We start from the raw sequence: 18,322 nt of genomic DNA, 5'->3' as shown, positions 1-18,322 counted from the left end.
GGGTGAGGGGTTGGTTTTTTATACCGCGGTCTGGAATATTACCCCGTCAGCCTTCTCGGTGTACTGAGAGAGCTGGTCGAAGTTCAGATAGCGATAGGTATCCACCGCCGTCTTATCTACCTGAGCCACAAAGGTCTGGTACTCTTCCGGCGTTGGCAGTTTGCCAATCAGCGCCGCAACCGCTGCCAGCTCCGCAGAAGCCAGGTAGACGTTCGCCCCGGTACCCAAACGGTTCGGGAAGTTACGGGTGGAGGTGGAGACCACTGTCGCACCGTCGGCCACGCGCGCCTGGTTGCCCATGCACAGGGAGCAGCCCGGAATTTCAATACGCGCCCCGCTCTTACCGAACACGCTGTAGTAGCCCTCTTCGGTCAGCTGCGCCGCATCCATACGGGTTGGCGGCGCCACCCACAGACGGGTCGGCAGCTGGCCTTTGTGAGTATCCAGCAGCTTACCGGCAGCACGGAAGTGGCCGATGTTGGTCATACAAGAGCCGATGAACACTTCGTCGATCTTATCGCCCTGTACGTCAGAGAGCAGACGCGCATCGTCCGGATCGTTTGGCGCACACAGGATTGGCTCTTTGATATCCGCCAGATCGATGTCGATCACCGCCGCGTACTCTGCGTCAGCGTCAGCTTCCAGCAGCTGCGGATCCGCCAGCCATTTTTCCATGCCCTGAATACGACGCTCCAGCGTACGGCGGTCGCCGTAGCCTTCCGCAATCATCCACTTGAGCAGCACGATGTTGGAGGTCAGATACTCAATAATCGGCTCTTTGTTCAGCTTGATGGTGCAGCCCGCCGCAGAACGCTCGGCAGAGGCATCGGTCAGCTCGAACGCCTGCTCAACTTTCAGATCCGGCAGACCTTCAATTTCCAGAATGCGGCCAGAGAAGATGTTTTTCTTGCCCTTCTTCTCAACGGTCAGCAGACCCTGTTTGATGGCATACAGCGGGATTGCGTGCACCAGATCGCGCAGAGTGATGCCCGGCTGCATTTTGCCTTTGAAGCGCACCAGCACGGATTCAGGCATGTCGAGAGGCATCACGCCGGTCGCTGCGGCAAACGCCACCAGACCGGAGCCCGCAGGGAAGGAGATACCAATCGGGAAACGGGTATGAGAGTCACCGCCGGTACCCACGGTGTCCGGCAGCAGCATGCGGTTCAGCCAGGAGTGGATAACGCCGTCGCCCGGACGCAGGGAGACACCGCCACGGTTCATAATGAAGTCAGGCAGCGTGTGGTGCGTAGTGACGTCAACCGGCTTCGGATATGCCGCAGTGTGGCAGAAGGACTGCATGACCAGGTCAGACGAGAAGCCCAGGCACGCAAGGTCTTTCAGTTCATCACGGGTCATTGGACCGGTGGTGTCCTGAGAGCCCACGGAGGTCATTTTCGGCTCGCAGTACGCGCCAGGACGGATACCAGCGACGCCGCAGGCGCGACCGACCATTTTCTGTGCCAGCGAGAAGCCGCGATTGCTTTCCGCCACGTCTTTCGCCTGACGGAACACGTCACTGTGCGGCAGACCCAGCGCTTCACGCGCTTTGGTGGTCAGGCCACGGCCAATAATCAGCGGAATACGACCACCGGCACGCACTTCGTCGATCAGCACGTCGGTTTTCAGCTCGAAGCTTGCCAACAGTTCGTTGGTTTCGTGGTTGCGCACTTCGCCTTTATACGGGTAAACGTCAATCACGTCGCCCATGTTCAGGTTGCTCACGTCCACTTCAACTGGCAGAGCGCCCGCATCTTCCATGGTGTTGAAGAAGATTGGCGCAATTTTGCCGCCGAGGCACAGACCGCCGCCGCGCTTGTTCGGCACGTGCGGAATGTCGTCGCCCATGAACCACAGCACGGAGTTGGTGGCGGATTTACGGGAAGAACCGGTACCAACCACATCACCGACGTAGGCCAGCGGGAAACCTTTCTCCTGAAGCGCTTCGATCTGTTTAATCGGGCCAACGCTACCCGGCTGATCCGGCTCGATGCCTTCGCGGGCGTTTTTCAGCATCGCCAGGGCGTGCAGGGGGATATCAGGACGAGACCACGCGTCCGGAGCCGGAGAGAGGTCATCGGTGTTGGTTTCACCGGTAACCTTAAAGACGGTCACGGTAATTTTTTCAGCAAGCGCAGGGCGGTTCAGGAACCATTCGGCATCGGCCCAGGACTGCATCACCTGCTTCGCGTAAACGTTGCCTGCTTTGGCTTTTTCTTCTACATCGTAGAAGTTATCGAACATCAGCAGCGTTGAAGAGAGCGCTTTGGCAGCAATCGGTGCCAGCTTTTCGTTGTCCAGCGCGTCAATCAGCGGATGAATGTTATAGCCGCCCTGCATGGTGCCGAGCAGTTCAATGGCTTTTTCAGGAGTAACCAGTGGGGAGGTGGCTTCGCCTTTGGCGATAGCAGCAAGGAATCCGGCTTTTACGTAGGCAGCTTCATCTACGCCAGGCGGTACGCGGTTGATCAGCAGATCTAACAGGAATTCTTCTTCGCCCTCAGGCGGGTTCTTCAGCAGCTCGACGAGCGCGGCCATTTGGGTTGCATCTAAAGGTTTGGGTACAATTCCCTCGGCGGCACGTTCTGCTACGTGCTTACGGTATTCTTCTAGCACGACGGTTCTCCTCGCTCTCATTGTCATATGCGGCGGGCGTTCTCTTCACGCTCCTGTGAGACAGCAGTTTGTAGGGTAAATGCCCGATACCGCGTCGGGCAGCATAGCAGGATTTCTGCACAGTGTTAATCTGTTTACAAAAAAGCAACATTAAATTATTTGCTGAATCGTTAAGCATGGTGTAGCGGGGAGACGAGGCGAATCTTGTCCTCTTTCCCGTCGCCTTTTCAGCTATCCGATATAATTGTGTAATAAATACTCACACTCTTTATCCGGACGCTCAGGTTGGTTTCCCAACAATAGTCAAAACTGTAAAACACGAGTGAATGATACTCGCGGCAACAGCAACGCCTCACGGCACTGCACTCGTCTCGTTGGAGTCAATCTATGAAGTTGCCTTTTAAGCCACATCTTCTTGTTCTGCTTTGCAGTGCGGGGTTGTTTGCCGCCTCGGGTGTCATGTACGTTAAAAGCCGTGCAACGGAGCCTGCTACGCCTGCTCCGGTTACACAACAACCTGGCGCACCGGTAGCCCAGCCTGCGCCCGTCGCTGCCCCGGTCTACACTGCGGCGCAAATCGACCAATGGGTTGCCCCTGTCGCGCTTTACCCGGATGCCCTGCTGTCGCAAATCTTGATGGCGTCGACTTACCCGTCAAATGTTATTCAGGCCGCGCAGTGGTCGAAAGACAATCCTAAAATGCAGGGTGATGCCGCCCTTCAGGCGGTAGCCACCCAGCCGTGGGATCCCAGCGTAAAATCCCTGGTTGCGTTTCCTCAGCTGATGTCGTTGATGGGCGAAAATCCGCCATGGGTACAAAATCTGGGAGACGCTTTCCTTGCACAGCCGAAAGATGTGATGGATTCCGTACAGCGGCTGCGCCTGCTGGCCCAACAAACGGGTGCGCTGCAATCCACACCGCAGCAGACGGTCACCACCGTCACGAAACCTGCATCGACAAAAACCACGACAACCGCAACGCCTACCAGCCCAACGGTGATCAAGATTGAATCCGCCGATCCGCAGGTGGTGTATGTTCCCACGTATAACCCGAATACGGTTTATGGTAGCTGGCCTAACACCGCTTACCCGCCGGTCTATCTTCCGCCCTCACCCGGCGAGCAATTCACTGACAGTCTGGTTAAAGGATTAGGTTTTAGCCTCGGGGTCGCTACAACCTACGCCATTTTCAGCAATATTGACTGGGATGACGACGACTGGGATCACCATCATCACGATGATGACTGGGACAATCACGGCGGTTATAACCGCAACGGTGATAACAACATCAATATCAACGTGGATAATTTCAACAGAATCAGCGGGCAGCACCTGAACGGTAATAACCACACCTGGCAGCACAATCCTGCCTATCGTGAAGGCGTGCCTTACCCGAATAACCAGCTGGCTAACCGCTTCCACTCTACACATACAGCCACCGGGCTAAGCGCGACGCAGCAAAATCCAGTCAATCGCGACAGCCAGCGCCAGGCCGCTCTCAGCCAGATGGAAAAATCAACGGGTAAAACCCTCCCACACTCAGTACATACAGCCACGCGGGACGCACAACGTCTGGCCTCAACGCAACAGTTGAAGCAGATCTCGCAGCGAAATAACTATCGTGGATATGACACCAGGCCACAGGCCGTAAAACGGACGAGCACGCCGCAGCGTGAACATCATCAGACTGACATGCACAGACAGGAGAAGCGGGTTTCACAGACGGTACTGCAGCCAGCCAGGCTGCATCGGGCCAATGCCCTGAGCGGCAACGACAGCCGCTCCGCCAACTGGCAAGCCCAGCAGCAGCGCGGGGCGCAAAGCCGGCAGCTCGCTACTCGTCAACATCAGCCGCGCCAGCTCACTGGTGAACGCGCTGAACGCCATGAATTCCGTCATCGTTAAGGGAGCCGACATGAAACGTCAATTACTCAGTGGAATGGTGTTGTTCATGGTCTCGGCGGCCGTCATGGCACAGCAATCGTTCAGTTCGCCAGAACAGGCGACCAGTGAGCTGGCAAGCGCCATCAGCGAGCAAAACGAAAGTGCGATGAACAATTTGCTCGGTGAAAACTGGCGCGATTTCCTGCCGCCCGAAGGCGTTGATCCCGAAGCGGTCGATCGCTTCCTGCGCGACTGGAACGTTCATCATAAAACCGTCATCAGTGGCAACGTGGCGCACCTGGTGGTGGGCGATAACGGCTGGCAGCTACCGATCCCGGTGGTCAAAACGGCATCTGGCTGGCAGTTTGATATGCAGGAAGCCGCAGAAGAGATCCTGACCCGCGAAATCGGGCGCAACGAACTCGCAGCCATCGAAGCGCTTCACGCCTATGTTGATGCCCAGCAGAGCTATTTTGCGATGAACCATAAGTACGCGCAGAAGATAGTCAGTTCTGAAGGTAAAAAGGATGGACTGTACTGGCCCGTCGCTCCCGGTGAAACGCCCAGCCCACTGGGTCCGGCGTTCAGTCCTCCACAGTCGGGGGCGGGTTACCATGGTTACCGATTCCGCATCCTGCCGGATAAAAATGGCTTTGCCATGGTCGCCTGGCCGGTGAACTACGGTCAGACGGGGGTAATGAGCTTTGTAATTAACCAGGATGACGCGGTTTATCAGGCAGATCTCGGCAACGATTCGGCGCAGAAAGCGCAGGCTCTTAGTGAATACCAGCCGGATAAGACCTGGCAGCCTGTCACACCCTGAACGCAGCGCATAAAAAAAGCGGCCTGAGGCCGCTTTTTTCATCTGAAGAAACTTATTTCTTCTTCGCTTTCGCGTTTGGCAGGTCAGTAATGCTACCTTCAAACACTTCTGCCGCCAGGCCCACGGACTCATGCAGAGTCGGGTGTGCGTGGATGGTCAGCGCGATGTCTTCTGCGTCGCAGCCCATTTCGATAGCCAGACCGATTTCACCCAGCAGCTCGCCGCCGTTGGTACCGACAATCGCACCACCGATGACGCGGTGAGTCTCTTTGTCGAAGATCAGTTTGGTCATACCGTCTGCGCAGTCGGACGCGATAGCACGGCCAGAAGCAGCCCACGGGAAGGTGGCAGTTTCGTAGCTGATGCCTTTCTCTTTCGCTTCTTTCTCAGTCAGACCAACCCATGCAACTTCTGGCTCGGTATACGCGATAGATGGGATCACTTTCGGATCGAAGTAATGCTTCATGCCGGCGATAACTTCAGCGGCAACATGACCTTCGTGAACACCTTTGTGCGCCAGCATTGGCTGACCGACGATATCGCCGATAGCAAAGATGTGCGGCACGTTGGTACGCAGCTGTTTGTCAACGCGGATGAAGCCACGGTCGTCCACTTCCACGCCAGCTTTGCCCGCGTCGAGATTTTTACCGTTCGGCACACGGCCGATAGCCACCAGCACGGCGTCGTAACGCTGTGGTTCGGATGGGGCTTTTTTGCCTTCCATGGAAACGTAAATACCGTCTTCTTTCGCTTCAACGGCAGTCACTTTGGTTTCCAGCATCAGGTTGAATTTCTTGCTGATGCGTTTGGTGAAGACTTTAACGATATCTTTGTCGGCTGCCGGGATAACCTGGTCGAACATTTCAACCACGTCGATCTCTGAACCCAGCGCATGGTACACAGTACCCATTTCCAGACCGATGATACCGCCGCCCATAACCAGCAGACGCTTAGGAACGGTTTTCAGCTCCAGCGCATCGGTGGAATCCCACACGCGTGGATCTTCATGTGGAATGAATGGCAGTTCGATTGGGCGAGAGCCTGCCGCGATGATCGCGTTGTCGAAGTTGATCACGGTTTTGCCGTTTTCGCCTTCCACTTCCAGGGTGTTCGCACCGGTGAATTTACCCAGACCGTTTACCACTTTCACTTTACGGCCTTTGGCCATACCCGCCAGACCGCCGGTCAGCTGAGTGATAACTTTCTCTTTCCAGGTACGAATTTTGTCGATATCGGTTTTCGGCTCGCCGAAGACGATACCGTGTTCAGCCAGCGCTTTGGCTTCTTCGATAACTTTCGCTACGTGCAGCAGCGCTTTAGAAGGGATACAGCCGACGTTCAGACAAACACCGCCGAGGGTGCTGTAACGTTCTACGATGACGGTTTCCAGACCTAAATCCGCGGCGCGAAATGCTGCGGAGTAACCTGCCGGGCCTGCCCCAAGTACTACGACCTGAGTTTTGATTTCTGTGCTCATCATGACCTCTTAATGTATACCCGTCGTCCACCGGGTCGTTCTATCCGCCCGTATTTTACAAAATTGTTAACAATTTTGAAACAACAAACGGCTCACGAATTATCGCTTTCACCAATAACCTCAAAAACCCCATGAGATTATCAGAAAAAAGCCGGCCGACTGGCCGGCTTTTCGATTACATCACCAGGCGGCGAATGTCGCTCAGGGTGTTGTTGATGATGGTGATGAAACGCGCACCATCAGCCCCGTCGATTACGCGGTGGTCGAAGGACAGAGAGATTGGCATCATCAGACGCGGCACGAACTCTTTGCCATTCCACACCGGCTCCATCGCGGACTTGGACACACCGAGGATAGCCACTTCCGGCGCGTTTACAATCGGCGCGAAGTGGGTGGTACCCAGGCCGCCGATGCTGGAGATAGTGAAGCAGCCGCCCTGCATTTCGCCGGCAGTCAGCTTACCATCACGCGCTTTTTTGGAGATGGTGGTCAGTTCACGGGACAGCTCGGTAATGCTCTTCTTGTTCACGTCTTTGAAGACCGGAACCACCAGACCATTTGGCGTATCAACCGCAACACCGATGTTGATGTATTTCTTCAGCGTCAGCTTCTGGCCGTCTTCGGACAGGGAGCTGTTGAAGCGTGGCATCTGCTCAAGGGCAGCGGCAACGGCCTTCATGATAAAGACCACTGGGGTGAACTTCACGTCCAGCTTACGCTTCTCAGCTTCGGCGTTCTGCTGTTTACGGAACGCTTCCAGATCGGTGATATCGGTCTTATCGAAGTGCGTAACGTGCGGGATCATCACCCAGTTACGGCTCAGGTTAGCACCAGAGATTTTCTGGATACGGCCCAGCTCCACTTCTTCGATTTCACCGAACTTGCTGAAGTCCACTTTCGGCCATGGCAGCATGCCCGGGATACCGCCGCCAGCTGCTGCCGCAGGTGCAGCTTCGGCGCGTTTCACCGCGTCTTTCACGTAAGCCTGAACGTCTTCGCGCAGGATACGACCTTTACGGCCGGTGCCCTTCACTTTCGCCAGGTTCACACCGAATTCGCGCGCCAGGCGACGAATCAGTGGAGTCGCGTGGACGTAAGCGTCGTTTTCAGCGAACTCAGATTTTTCTGCTTTAGCAGCAGGGGCAGCAGCAGGTTTAGCAGCCTGAGCCGGTGCAGCAGCAGGTGCCGGAGCAGCCGCGGCAGCCGGAGCGGCGGCAGGCGCTGCGCCTTCCACTTCGAAGACCATGATCAGAGAGCCGGTAGACACTTTGTCGCCGGTGCTGATTTTGATCTCTTTAACGGTACCGGCGAACGGCGCAGGCACTTCCATAGAAGCTTTGTCGCCTTCAACGGTGATCAGTGACTGTTCAGCGGCAACTTTGTCGCCCACTTTCACCATCACTTCGGTCACTTCAACTTCGTCACCGCCGATATCCGGTACGTTAACGTCTTTCGCGCCGCCAGCAGCCGCTGGTGCAGCGGCCGGAGCCGGAGCAGCAGCCTGAGCAGGCGCAGCGGCAGGTGCTGCACCCGCCACTTCGAAGACCATGATCAGCGAGCCGGTAGACACTTTGTCACCGGTGTTGATCTTGATCTCTTTAACGGTACCGGCGAACGGTGCTGGCACTTCCATAGAGGCTTTGTCGCCTTCTACGGTGATCAGTGACTGCTCAGCCGCAACGGTGTCGCCCACTTTCACCAGGATTTCGGTAACTTCAACTTCGTCACCGCCGATATCAGGCACATTTACTTCTTTCGCTGCCGCGGCCGCTGCTGGAGCAGCAGCAGGAGCGGCTTCTTTCTTCTCTTCCTGCGCAGGTGCAGCAGCTGCTGCACCGTCGGCGGAATCGAAAATCATGATCAGTTTGCCAGTCTCGGTTTTATCGCCAACAGAGACTTTGATCTCTTTAACGATGCCAGCCTGAGGAGACGGGACTTCCATAGAGGCTTTGTCGCCTTCTACGGTGATCAGCGACTGTTCAGCTTCAACTTTGTCGCCTACTTTGACCAGGATCTCGGTGATTTCAACTTCATCAGCCCCGATGTCCGGTACATTGATTTCGATAGCCATTATTCTTTTACCTCTTACGCCAGACGCGGGTTAACTTTATCTGCATCGATGTTGAATTTGGTGATTGCGTCCGCAACCACTTTCTTATCGATTTCGCCACGTTTAGCCAGTTCGCCCAGTGCTGCTACAACCACGTAGGAAGCATCAACTTCGAAGTGGTGACGCAGGTTTTCGCGGCTGTCAGAACGACCGAAGCCGTCAGTACCCAGTACGCGATAATCATCAGCTGGAACGTAAGTACGAACCTGCTCAGCGAACAGTTTCATATAGTCAGTAGACGCCACCGCTGGCGCGTCGTTCATCACCTGAGCGATGTACGGAACGCGTGGGGTTTCCATTGGGTGCAGCATGTTCCAGCGCTCACAATCCTGGCCATCACGCGCCAGTTCAGTGAAGGAGGTCACAGAGTACACATCGGAACCCACACCGTAGTCTTTCGCCAGGATCTGCGCTGCTTCACGAACGTGACGCAGGATAGAACCGGAGCCCAGCAGCTGAACTTTACCTTTGCTACCTTCGATGGTTTCGAGTTTGTAGATACCTTTACGGATACCTTCCTCGGCACCTGCTGGCATTGCCGGCATGTGGTAGTTTTCGTTCAGGGTGGTGATGTAGTAGTAAACGTTCTCTTGCGCTTCACCGTACATGCGCTGCAGACCGTCATGCATGATGACTGCCACTTCATACGCGTAAGACGGGTCGTAAGAGATACAGTTAGGGATAGTCAGAGACTGAATGTGGCTGTGACCATCTTCGTGCTGCAGACCTTCACCGTTCAGGGTCGTACGACCAGAAGTACCACCGATCAGGAAGCCGCGAGCCTGCTGGTCGCCTGCCTGCCAGCACAGATCACCGATACGCTGGAACCCGAACATGGAGTAGTAGATGTAGAACGGGATCATCGGCAGGTTGTTGGTGCTGTAAGAGGTCGCAGCAGCCAGCCAGGATGCGCCTGCGCCCAGCTCGTTGATACCTTCCTGCAGGATCTGACCTTTCTCGTCTTCTTTGTAGTATGCAACCTGCTCACGGTCCTGCGGGGTGTACTGCTGGCCGTTCGGGCTGTAGATACCGATCTGACGGAACAGACCTTCCATACCGAAAGTACGCGCTTCGTCGGCGATGATTGGAACCAGACGATCTTTGATTGACTTGTTCTTCAGCATCACGTTCAGGGCACGAACGAAAGCGATAGTGGTAGAGATCTCTTTGTTCTGCTCTTCCAGCAGCTGAGAGAAGTCTTCCAGGGCTGGCAGTTCCAGCTTCTCGGTGAAGTTAGGCTGACGAGCAGGCAGGTAGCCTTTCAGCGCCTGACGACGTTCGTGCAGGTACTTGTGCTCTTCAGACCCTTCCGGGAAGGTGATGTAAGACAGGTTTTCTACCTGCTCATCGGTCACTGGAACGTTGAAACGGTCGCGGATATAACGCACGCCGTCCATGTTCATTTTCTTAACCTGGTGAGCGATGTTTTTACCTTCTGCGGTATCACCCATGCCGTAACCTTTGATGGTGTGGGCCAGGATCACAGTCGCTTTACCTTTGGTTTCCTGCGCTTTTTTCAGTGCAGCGTAAACTTTCTTCGGATCGTGACCACCGCGGTTCAGCGCCCAGATCTGCTCGTCAGTCCAGTCTGCAACCAGGGCTGCGGTTTCAGGATATTTGCCGAAGAAGTGCTCACGAACGTAGGCACCGTCTTTGGATTTGAAGGTCTGGTAGTCGCCGTCAACGGTTTCGTTCATCAGCTGGATCAGTTTACCGCTGGTGTCTTTACGCAGCAGCTCATCCCAACGACCGCCCCACATGACTTTGATCACGTTCCAGCCTGCACCCGCGAAGATGCCTTCCAGTTCGTTAATGATCTTGCCGTTACCGGTTACCGGACCATCCAGACGTTGCAGGTTACAGTTGATGATGAAGCACAGGTTGTCCAGCTTCTCACGGGTCGCGATGGTGATCGCGCCTTTAGATTCTGGCTCATCCATTTCACCGTCGCCCAGGAAGGCGTAAACGGTCTGCTCAGAGGTGTCTTTCAGACCACGGTGTTCCAGGTACTTCAGGAATTTAGCCTGATAGATTGCACCAATTGGACCCAGACCCATAGATACGGTCGGGAACTGCCAGAACTCAGGCATCAGTTTAGGGTGCGGATAAGAAGACAGACCCTTACCGTGAACTTCCTGACGGAAGTTGTTCATCTGCTCTTCAGTCAGACGACCTTCCAGGAAGGCACGTGCATAGATGCCCGGAGAGATGTGGCCCTGGAAGTACACCAGATCGCCGCCGTCTTTCTCGTTGGCTGCACGGAAGAAGTGGTTGAAGCACACTTCGTAAACGGTCGCAGAGGACTGGAAGGACGCCATGTGGCCACCCAGTTCCAAATCTTTCTTGGATGCGCGCAGAACGGTCATGATAGCGTTCCAGCGGATAGCAGAACGGATACGGCGTTCCAGATCCAGATTGCCCGGGTATTCCGGTTCGTCTTCGACGGCAATCGTGTTTACGTAGTTGCTAGCCCCTGCACCTGAAGCCACTTTCACGCCGCCTTTGCGCGCTTCTGAAAGCAGCTGATCAATCAGATACTGAGCACGCTCAACACCTTCTTCACGGATGACCGATTCGATCGCCTGTAGCCAGTCGCGAGTTTCGATCGGATCCACGTCATTTTGGAGACGTTCTGACATGGGGGTATTCCTTATCTATCTAATACGTTGATTTGTCTGGAACCTGTCCCATTGTGCTCTCGGTTAAGAACACAATAAGACAGGTTCTGCGTTTAGTTGCCGCGCTCTAAAAGTACCTGGCGCTTAATCCTTTCGTTGCTGTATGCGGCGCAATGAACGCTCGCGACGCGATTGTTCACGGCTGCGGTCCAGCAAGATTTCCTCAATGAAAGCCAGATGGCGGTGCGACGCTTCACGCGCCTGCTCCGGTTCCCCGGCCATTATCGCCTCGAATACTCGGGTGCGATGGTTGCTTACCAGCGGGAGCATCTCCCGACGGGCATACAACAATTCAAAATTCTGACGAACGTTCTGGGCCAGCATGGGCTCCATGCAGCGTAGCAGATGGAGGAGCACCACGTTGTGCGCTGCTTCGGTGACGGCAATTTGATACTGGACAACGGCGCTGGATTCGGCGTCTAAGTCGCCGGACTGCTGTGCCCGTTCAATGGCCTGATGCAGCTCGCGAATACGTACGCGGTCTTCATCAGTGCTGCGAAGGGCGGCGTAATAGGCCGCGATACCTTCCAGCGCGTGACGGGTCTCAAGCAGATCAAACTGGGATTCTGGGTGGTCAGAGAGAAGTTCTACCAGCGGGTCGCTGAAGCTCTGCCACAGGCTGTTTTGCACAAAGGTTCCGCCACCCTGACGACGGAGCAACAGGCCCTTTGCTTCGAGACGTTGAATCGCCTCACGCAGAGAGGGGCGTGAAACGTCGAACTGTTTTGCCAGCTCGCGTTCTGGCGGGAGTTTCTCGCCCGGGCGCAGTGTCCCTTCGAGAATCAAAAACTCCAGCTGCTGCTCAATCACATCGGAAAGTTTTGGTTGGCGAATTTTGCTGTAGGCCATATTCCCTGTCTTACGCCTTTTTGCCCGGAGTCAATTGGTCTTACCAATTTCATGTTCGTATCGCTAAAGTAACAAAGTATTCACCTTCTGTCCATATTGGTTTTGATTGAAATCAGGAAACCCGGCACATTTTAACAACCTTACAGAACTAACGTTTCAGGAATGTAACTTTGCACAAATGAAATGGTTACTCCCAAAGGGGCAGTTTTAACCATATTTAAACGAGGGATTTTGCAATCTGAAGCGATTCAACAAGGCAAAATATGAAAATTCGCCCGCTTATGACGCATTTCTATTCTATAGGTTGGGGTATGAGGGGTTAACGTACCGATTTACAATTGGTTTCTTTTTATTCAAGTCGTCATCAGCCCTTCATAAAGCAGGTGCATTCGCTGGCACTTACCACTATTCTGGCGCTAACGGAAGCCATCTCCGCTTTTTTCGGTATCGTTAACCGTAAAGAAATAAATACAGAATATGGACTTTCATAATTACACACGCACAGCGTGAACATAACAACCACACACGAGGTTTCAAATGGAAGCTCAACAGCATGGCGATCAGCTAAAGCGCGGTCTTAAAAACCGCCATATTCAGCTCATCGCCCTGGGCGGTGCTATTGGTACTGGCCTGTTTCTGGGCAGTGCGTCCGTTATCCAGTCGGCCGGTCCGGGCATCATTCTGGGTTACGCAATTGCAGGTTTCATTGCGTTTTTGATTATGCGCCAGTTAGGGGAAATGGTCGTTGAGGAGCCGGTTGCAGGCTCTTTTAGCCACTTTGCCTACAAATACTGGGGCAGCTTTGCGGGCTTCGCCTCCGGATGGAACTACTGGGTTCTTTACGTGCTGGTTGCTATGGCGGAACTCACCGCCGTCGGTAAATACATTCAATTCTGGTACCCGGAGATCCCCACCTGGGCGTCTGCGGCAGTCTTCTTCGTGCTGATCAACGCCATTAACCTGACCAACGTGAAAGTGTTTGGGGAAATGGAGTTCTGGTTCGCCATTATCAAAGTAATTGCCGTTGTAGCGATGATCATTTTTGGCGGCTGGTTGCTCTTCAGCGGCAACGGTGGCCCGCAGGCAACCGTACGCAACCTCTGGGAACAGGGCGGGTTCCTGCCGCACGGCATGACCGGCCTGGTAATGATGATGGCGATCATTATGTTCTCCTTCGGCGGTCTGGAGCTGGTGGGCATCACCGCCGCGGAAGCCGACAACCCGGAGCAGAGCATCCCGAAAGCCACAAATCAGGTTATCTACCGTATTCTGATCTTCTACGTGGGCTCCCTGGCGGTCCTGCTCTCCCTGCTGCCATGGACACGCGTCACGGCGGATACCAGCCCGTTTGTGCTGATCTTCCACGAGCTGGGCGACACCTTCGTGGCGAACGCGCTCAACGTCGTAGTGCTGACCGCCGCGCTCTCTGTTTATAACAGCTGCGTTTACTGCAACAGCCGTATGCTGTTCGGCCTGGCGCAACAGGGCAACGCACCGAAAGCGCTGCTTACCGTTGATAAACGTGGCGTACCGGTTAACACCATTATCGTGTCGGCGGTCGTGACGGCGCTTTGCGTTCTGATTAACTACCTGGCACCGGAATCGGCCTTCGGCCTGCTGATGGCGTTGGTGGTTTCCGCGCTGGTGATCAACTGGGCGATGATTAGCCTCGCGCACATCAAGTTCCGCCGCGCCAAGCAGCAGCAGGGCGTAACCACGCGCTTCCCTGCCCTGCTCTATCCGCTGGGGAACTGGGTTTGCCTGCTGTTCATGGCGGCCGTGCTGGTCATCATGCTCATCACGCCAGGCATGGCGATTTCCGTCTACCTCATCCCGGTGTGGATTGCGATCCTCGGCGTGGGCTATATGGTGAAACAGAAAAACGCCAAAACGGTGAAAGCGCACTAAGTGTTTTCTCGCTGTACCCGCGGTTGCGGGTACAGCGTCTTGTTACCTTCCTCACAAATTCACGCCAACAGCAAAATCCTCCATATCACCGCCCTTATATTGCAACGCATATATCCGTTTGCCAGCGAATAATTCTCTCCATACCGAAACCCGGAGATCTGTCGATGGATAACAACAAACTGTCAGTAAAAGAAAAGATCGGCTATGGCATGGGTGACGCCGGATGCAACATTATCTTTGGCGCCATCATGTTATTTGTTAACTATTTTTATACGGATATTTTTGGTCTGGCGCCTGCGCTGGTTGGGGTACTGCTGCTGTCCGTTCGCGTGATTGACGCCGTAACGGACCCAATCATGGGCGCGATTGCCGACCGTACCCGCAGCAAATATGGCCGATTTCGTCCATGGCTACTGTGGATTGCCTTCCCCTATGCGCTGTTCAGCATCCTGATGTTCACCACCCCAGAGTGGAGCTATAACAGCAAAGTTATCTATGCATTTGTCACCTACTTCCTGCTGTCGCTGACCTATACCGCCATCAACATTCCGTACTGCTCGCTCGGTGGCGTGATCACCAACGACCCGAAAGAGCGCGTTGCCTGCCAGTCCTATCGTTTTGTTATGGTCGGTATCGCCACGCTGCTGCTGTCGCTTACGCTCCTGCCAATGGCCGACTGGTTCGGTGGGGATAACAAAGCCAAAGGCTACCAGATGGCGATGACCGTGCTGGCGCTGATTGGTACCTGCATGTTCCTGTTCTGCTTCGCCACGGTGCGCGAGCGCGTTCGCCCGGCGGTACAAACCCATGACGAACTGAAAAACGACCTGAAGGATGTGTGGAAGAATGACCAGTGGGTGCGCATTCTGCTTCTGACGCTCTGCAACGTCTGCCCGGGCTTTATCCGCATGGCGGCCACCATGTATTACGTCACCTGGGTAATGGGGCAAAGCACCCATTTCGCCACGCTGTTTATCAGCCTGGGCGTTGTCGGCATGATGTTCGGCAGTATGCTGGCGAAAGTGCTGACCGACCGCTGGTGCAAGCTGAAGGTCTTCTTCTGGACCAACATCGCGCTGGCGATTTTCTCCTGCGCCTTCTACTTCTTCGACCCGAAAGCGACGACAACCATTGTTGTGCTTTACGTCCTGCTGAATATCCTGCACCAGATCCCATCCCCTCTGCACTGGTCACTGATGGCCGACGTGGACGACTACGGTGAATGGAAAACCGGGAAACGTATCACCGGGATCAGCTTCTCCGGCAACATCTTCTTCCTGAAGCTGGGTCTGGCGATTGCCGGGGCGATGGTTGGCTTCCTGCTCTCCTGGTACGGTTATGACGCGGGCGCAAAAGCGCAGAGCGCGGATGCCATCAACGGCATTGTGCTGCTCTTTACCGTCATCCCTGGCATTGGATATTTAATTACCGCGGGCGTTGTACGTCTGCTGAAAGTGGACCGTGAGACCATGAAGCAAATCCAGTCCGATCTGGAGAAGCGTCGCACCAACTATCGTGAACTGAGCGACTATCAGGAATTTAAAGCCGCTGAGACTAAATAAGGAAAGCCGAATGCAAACCTGGCCAAACCCGTTTATTGAACAACGCGCCGACCCGTATATCCTGCGTCACAATGGGCAATATTACTTTATCGCCTCCGTGCCGGAGTATGACCGGCTGGCGATCCGCCGCGCGGACTCGCTGGAAGGTTTACGCAATGCCGAAGAGGTAGTTGTCTGGCGCAAGCCCGACACCGGCCCGATGAGCCAGCTGATCTGGGCACCGGAACTGCATCATATCGACGGCAAGTGGTACATCTACTTTGCCGCCACACATACCCAGGCGCTCGACGAACTCGGGATGTTCCAGCATCGCATGTTCGCCATTGAATGCGCAGATCGCGATCCGCTCACCGGTACATGGGTGGAAAAAGGGCAAATCAAAACCCCGTTTGACACCTTCGCGCTGGATGCCACTACCTTTGTGCATCAGGGCAAACGCTGGTATCTGTGGGCGCAAAAAGCCCCGGACATTTCCGGTAACTCCAATCTTTACCTGTGTGAAATGGAAAATCCGTGGACGCTGAAAGGCGAGCCGGTGATGCTCAGTAAACCGGAATATGACTGGGAGTGCCGCGGATTCTGGGTCAACGAAGGCCCGGCGGTGCTGTTCCATGGCGATAAGCTATTTATCAGCTATTCCGCCAGCGCCACCGACGAGAATTACTGCATGGGATTACTGTGGATAGACGTAGATGCCGATCCGCAAAACCCGGCTAACTGGCATAAATCCCCGCGCCCGGTGTTCGTCACCAGCTACGAAAACCGTCAGTATGGACCAGGCCATAACAGCTTTACGCAGACGCCGGAAGGCGACGATGTGCTGGTCTACCACGCGCGAAACTACACTGAAATTGAAGGCGATCCGCTTTACGATCCGAATCGCCACACTCGCCTGAAGCTCGTCCGCTGGGACGACAACGGGATGCCTGATTTCGGCATCCCGCCTGCGGATACGCTGTAACGGCTTCGGCGCGCTGGGTCAGACCAGCGTGCCGTAAATCGTCAGCAACGCCACAATCACCACCACCACAAACGACGTTTTTTTCGCCATCGAGACGGCAGCTTTAGGCGTTTCGACTTTGTTCGTGTGCGGCTCGCGAGCCAGCGAGAATTGAGCCAGTCGGGTTAAGACCTGATACTGCGCGGTATGGCGGTCTGCAAGGGAGGCAAACCACGCTGGCAACGCCTTTTCACCGTGACCGATGAGGGCATAGACCACGCCGACCAGTCGCACCGGAAGCCAGTCGAGCACGTGCAGAATGGCATCAATGCCGGACTGGAGACGTTCATGCGGCGTAAGGTAGCGGGCAAGCCAGGTCTGCCAGGCGCGCAGAAAAGCATAGCCCATCAGCAGTACTGGTCCCCATGGACCGCCCACCACAAACCAGAACAGCGGCGCCAGGTAGTAACGGAAGTTAATCCACAGCAGCGCGTTTTGTAGCTCGCGCAGAAATTCGCGTTCATCGCAGTCCGGCGGTACGCCGTGGATCATCGTCAGCTCGCTCGCCATCGCGCCGCGCGCGTGGACATCATCCCGGGAAGCAGCTTTCAGATACGCGTGATAGTGCAAACGCACCTTGCCCGCGCCAATACACAACACGCCCAGCAGTATCCATACCACCAGCAGCGGCACGTTGAAAAAGAGGCCGTAAAGTGAGCGTAGCAACAGGAACGTAATCACCATCACACCTGCCGTCATAAGCAGCGTGCGTAGCATGGAAAAATGCCTGATCCGGCGGAATAACACTTCCAGCCGATGATCCAGATGCCAGTGCTCGCCGAGCTTAAACAGGCGTTCGGCGATCATAACCAGCAGCATGGTAAACAACGTCATGTTATCTCCTTATCTGACGACGTGGTAAGCATGGCGTGAAACCGGGACCAGTCAAACGCCGGGCCGGGGTCGGTTTTTCTTTCGGGGGCGATGTCGCTGTGCCCCGTAATGTTGTCTTTAATGGCGGGATAAAGCCCCACTAAAGTTTGCGTCACAGCAACCAGTTTCTGATATTGCGCATCGGTGTAAGGCGTGGTGTCCGTTCCTTCCAGTTCAATTCCAATGGAGAAATCATTGCACCGCTCGCGCCCCTGATACATCGACACGCCGGCATGCCAGGCTCGCTTATCAAAAGGAACATACTGAACGACTTCGCCATCACGGCGGATCAGGCAGTGCGCCGATACGCGCAAATGCGCAATCTCAGCAAAGTAAGGATGAGCATCGGGATCTATCGTTCCCGTGAATAACGCGTCGATCCACGGACCGCCAAACTCACCTGGCGGGAGACTTATGTTGTGAACCACCAGCAGTGTGGGCTTTTCATCCTCCGGGCGGCAATCGTGGTGCGGCGACGGTACATGTCGCGCGTCCACCAGCCATCCGTTTTCTAACAACATGCTGGAACTCCTTATCTATGG

At 55.0% G+C, this 18,322-nt stretch carries 12 protein-coding genes; 5 read left to right on the top strand and 7 right to left on the bottom strand.

Features of this window, described 5'->3' with window-relative positions:
- Positions 1 to 18: 18 nt before the first annotated feature.
- Complete coding sequence (acnB, locus tag ACQG03_RS03800) at positions 19 to 2,616, bottom strand: bifunctional aconitate hydratase 2/2-methylisocitrate dehydratase (protein WP_038415351.1); 2,598 nt, start codon at positions 2,614 to 2,616, stop codon at positions 19 to 21.
- A 387-nt stretch (positions 2,617 to 3,003) separates the two neighbouring features.
- On the opposite strand from acnB, the gene ACQG03_RS03795 reads away from it, so the two are divergent.
- A complete protein-coding gene (locus ACQG03_RS03795; RefSeq protein ID WP_063163128.1) occupies positions 3,004 to 4,521 on the top strand; it encodes a DUF3300 domain-containing protein in 1,518 nt (505 codons plus the stop codon).
- Between the two features lie 10 nt (positions 4,522 to 4,531).
- Positions 4,532 to 5,323, top strand: coding sequence for a DUF2950 family protein (locus ACQG03_RS03790; protein ID WP_063163129.1), 792 nt, complete (start codon positions 4,532 to 4,534; stop codon positions 5,321 to 5,323).
- 52 nt (positions 5,324 to 5,375) lie between these two features.
- Here the strand turns inward: ACQG03_RS03790 and lpdA are convergent, their stop codons facing one another.
- The 4 genes from lpdA to pdhR all read right to left on the bottom strand — a co-directional run bounded on the left by lpdA (position 5,376) and on the right by pdhR (position 12,437).
- Positions 5,376 to 6,800: a dihydrolipoyl dehydrogenase gene (gene lpdA / locus ACQG03_RS03785; RefSeq protein WP_003856313.1), complete on the bottom strand. Its 1,425-nt coding sequence runs from the start codon at positions 6,798 to 6,800 to the stop codon at positions 5,376 to 5,378.
- Between the two features lie 175 nt (positions 6,801 to 6,975).
- Positions 6,976 to 8,871, bottom strand: coding sequence for a pyruvate dehydrogenase complex dihydrolipoyllysine-residue acetyltransferase (gene aceF / locus ACQG03_RS03780; protein ID WP_022647065.1), 1,896 nt, complete (start codon positions 8,869 to 8,871; stop codon positions 6,976 to 6,978).
- A 14-nt stretch (positions 8,872 to 8,885) separates the two neighbouring features.
- The gene (gene aceE, locus ACQG03_RS03775) at positions 8,886 to 11,549 is read right to left on the bottom strand and encodes a pyruvate dehydrogenase (acetyl-transferring), homodimeric type (protein ID WP_022647064.1); all 2,664 of its coding nucleotides are present in this window, start codon (positions 11,547 to 11,549) and stop codon (positions 8,886 to 8,888) included.
- A gap of 123 nt (positions 11,550 to 11,672) precedes the next feature.
- Positions 11,673 to 12,437 (bottom strand): pyruvate dehydrogenase complex transcriptional repressor PdhR, encoded by a 765-nt coding sequence (pdhR, locus tag ACQG03_RS03770; RefSeq protein WP_006173806.1) that lies wholly within the window; start codon positions 12,435 to 12,437, stop codon positions 11,673 to 11,675.
- Positions 12,438 to 12,974: 537 nt separating this feature from the next.
- Here pdhR and aroP point away from each other — a divergent pair.
- From aroP to ACQG03_RS03755, 3 genes are all read left to right on the top strand, one after another.
- Positions 12,975 to 14,345, top strand: coding sequence for an aromatic amino acid transporter AroP (gene aroP / locus ACQG03_RS03765; RefSeq protein ID WP_023299335.1), 1,371 nt, complete (start codon positions 12,975 to 12,977; stop codon positions 14,343 to 14,345).
- A gap of 164 nt (positions 14,346 to 14,509) precedes the next feature.
- Positions 14,510 to 15,907: a glycoside-pentoside-hexuronide (GPH):cation symporter gene (locus ACQG03_RS03760; RefSeq protein ID WP_022647062.1), complete on the top strand. Its 1,398-nt coding sequence runs from the start codon at positions 14,510 to 14,512 to the stop codon at positions 15,905 to 15,907.
- Positions 15,908 to 15,917: 10 nt separating this feature from the next.
- A complete protein-coding gene (locus ACQG03_RS03755) occupies positions 15,918 to 16,868 on the top strand; it encodes a glycoside hydrolase family 43 protein (RefSeq protein ID WP_023299334.1) in 951 nt (316 codons plus the stop codon).
- 18 nt (positions 16,869 to 16,886) lie between these two features.
- On the opposite strand, the gene ampE is transcribed toward ACQG03_RS03755, so the two are convergent.
- Positions 16,887 to 17,741: a beta-lactamase regulator AmpE gene (gene ampE, locus ACQG03_RS03750; protein ID WP_023299333.1), complete on the bottom strand. Its 855-nt coding sequence runs from the start codon at positions 17,739 to 17,741 to the stop codon at positions 16,887 to 16,889.
- Complete coding sequence (gene ampD, locus ACQG03_RS03745; RefSeq protein WP_063163130.1) at positions 17,738 to 18,301, bottom strand: 1,6-anhydro-N-acetylmuramyl-L-alanine amidase AmpD; 564 nt, start codon at positions 18,299 to 18,301, stop codon at positions 17,738 to 17,740. Before ampD ends, ampE begins: the two co-directional genes overlap by 4 nt.
- Positions 18,302 to 18,322 lie beyond the last annotated feature (21 nt).

This window comes from Enterobacter cloacae complex sp. 342H5 (assembly GCF_050030905.1).
GTDB lineage: Bacteria > Pseudomonadota > Gammaproteobacteria > Enterobacterales > Enterobacteriaceae > Enterobacter > Enterobacter intestinihominis.
The sequence above is the reverse complement of the archived record's forward strand: the minus strand, read 5'-3'. Positions and strand labels throughout refer to the sequence as shown.

What these genes read in the sequence shown, in the direction of transcription:
- aroP (WP_023299335.1), top strand. Translation starts at nt 12,975, where the DNA reads ATGGAAGCTCAACAGCATGGCGATCAGCTAAAGCGCGGTCTTAAAAAC.
- ampE (WP_023299333.1), bottom strand. Translation starts at nt 17,741, where the DNA reads ATGACGTTGTTTACCATGCTGCTGGTTATGATCGCCGAACGCCTGTTT.
- aceE (WP_022647064.1), bottom strand. Translation starts at nt 11,549, where the DNA reads ATGTCAGAACGTCTCCAAAATGACGTGGATCCGATCGAAACTCGCGAC.
- ACQG03_RS03755 (WP_023299334.1), top strand. Translation starts at nt 15,918, where the DNA reads ATGCAAACCTGGCCAAACCCGTTTATTGAACAACGCGCCGACCCGTAT.
- ACQG03_RS03790 (WP_063163129.1), top strand. Translation starts at nt 4,532, where the DNA reads ATGAAACGTCAATTACTCAGTGGAATGGTGTTGTTCATGGTCTCGGCG.
- aceF (WP_022647065.1), bottom strand. Translation starts at nt 8,871, where the DNA reads ATGGCTATCGAAATCAATGTACCGGACATCGGGGCTGATGAAGTTGAA.
- ACQG03_RS03760 (WP_022647062.1), top strand. Translation starts at nt 14,510, where the DNA reads ATGGATAACAACAAACTGTCAGTAAAAGAAAAGATCGGCTATGGCATG.
- lpdA (WP_003856313.1), bottom strand. Translation starts at nt 6,800, where the DNA reads ATGAGCACAGAAATCAAAACTCAGGTCGTAGTACTTGGGGCAGGCCCG.
- ampD (WP_063163130.1), bottom strand. Translation starts at nt 18,301, where the DNA reads ATGTTGTTAGAAAACGGATGGCTGGTGGACGCGCGACATGTACCGTCG.
- ACQG03_RS03795 (WP_063163128.1), top strand. Translation starts at nt 3,004, where the DNA reads ATGAAGTTGCCTTTTAAGCCACATCTTCTTGTTCTGCTTTGCAGTGCG.
- pdhR (WP_006173806.1), bottom strand. Translation starts at nt 12,437, where the DNA reads ATGGCCTACAGCAAAATTCGCCAACCAAAACTTTCCGATGTGATTGAG.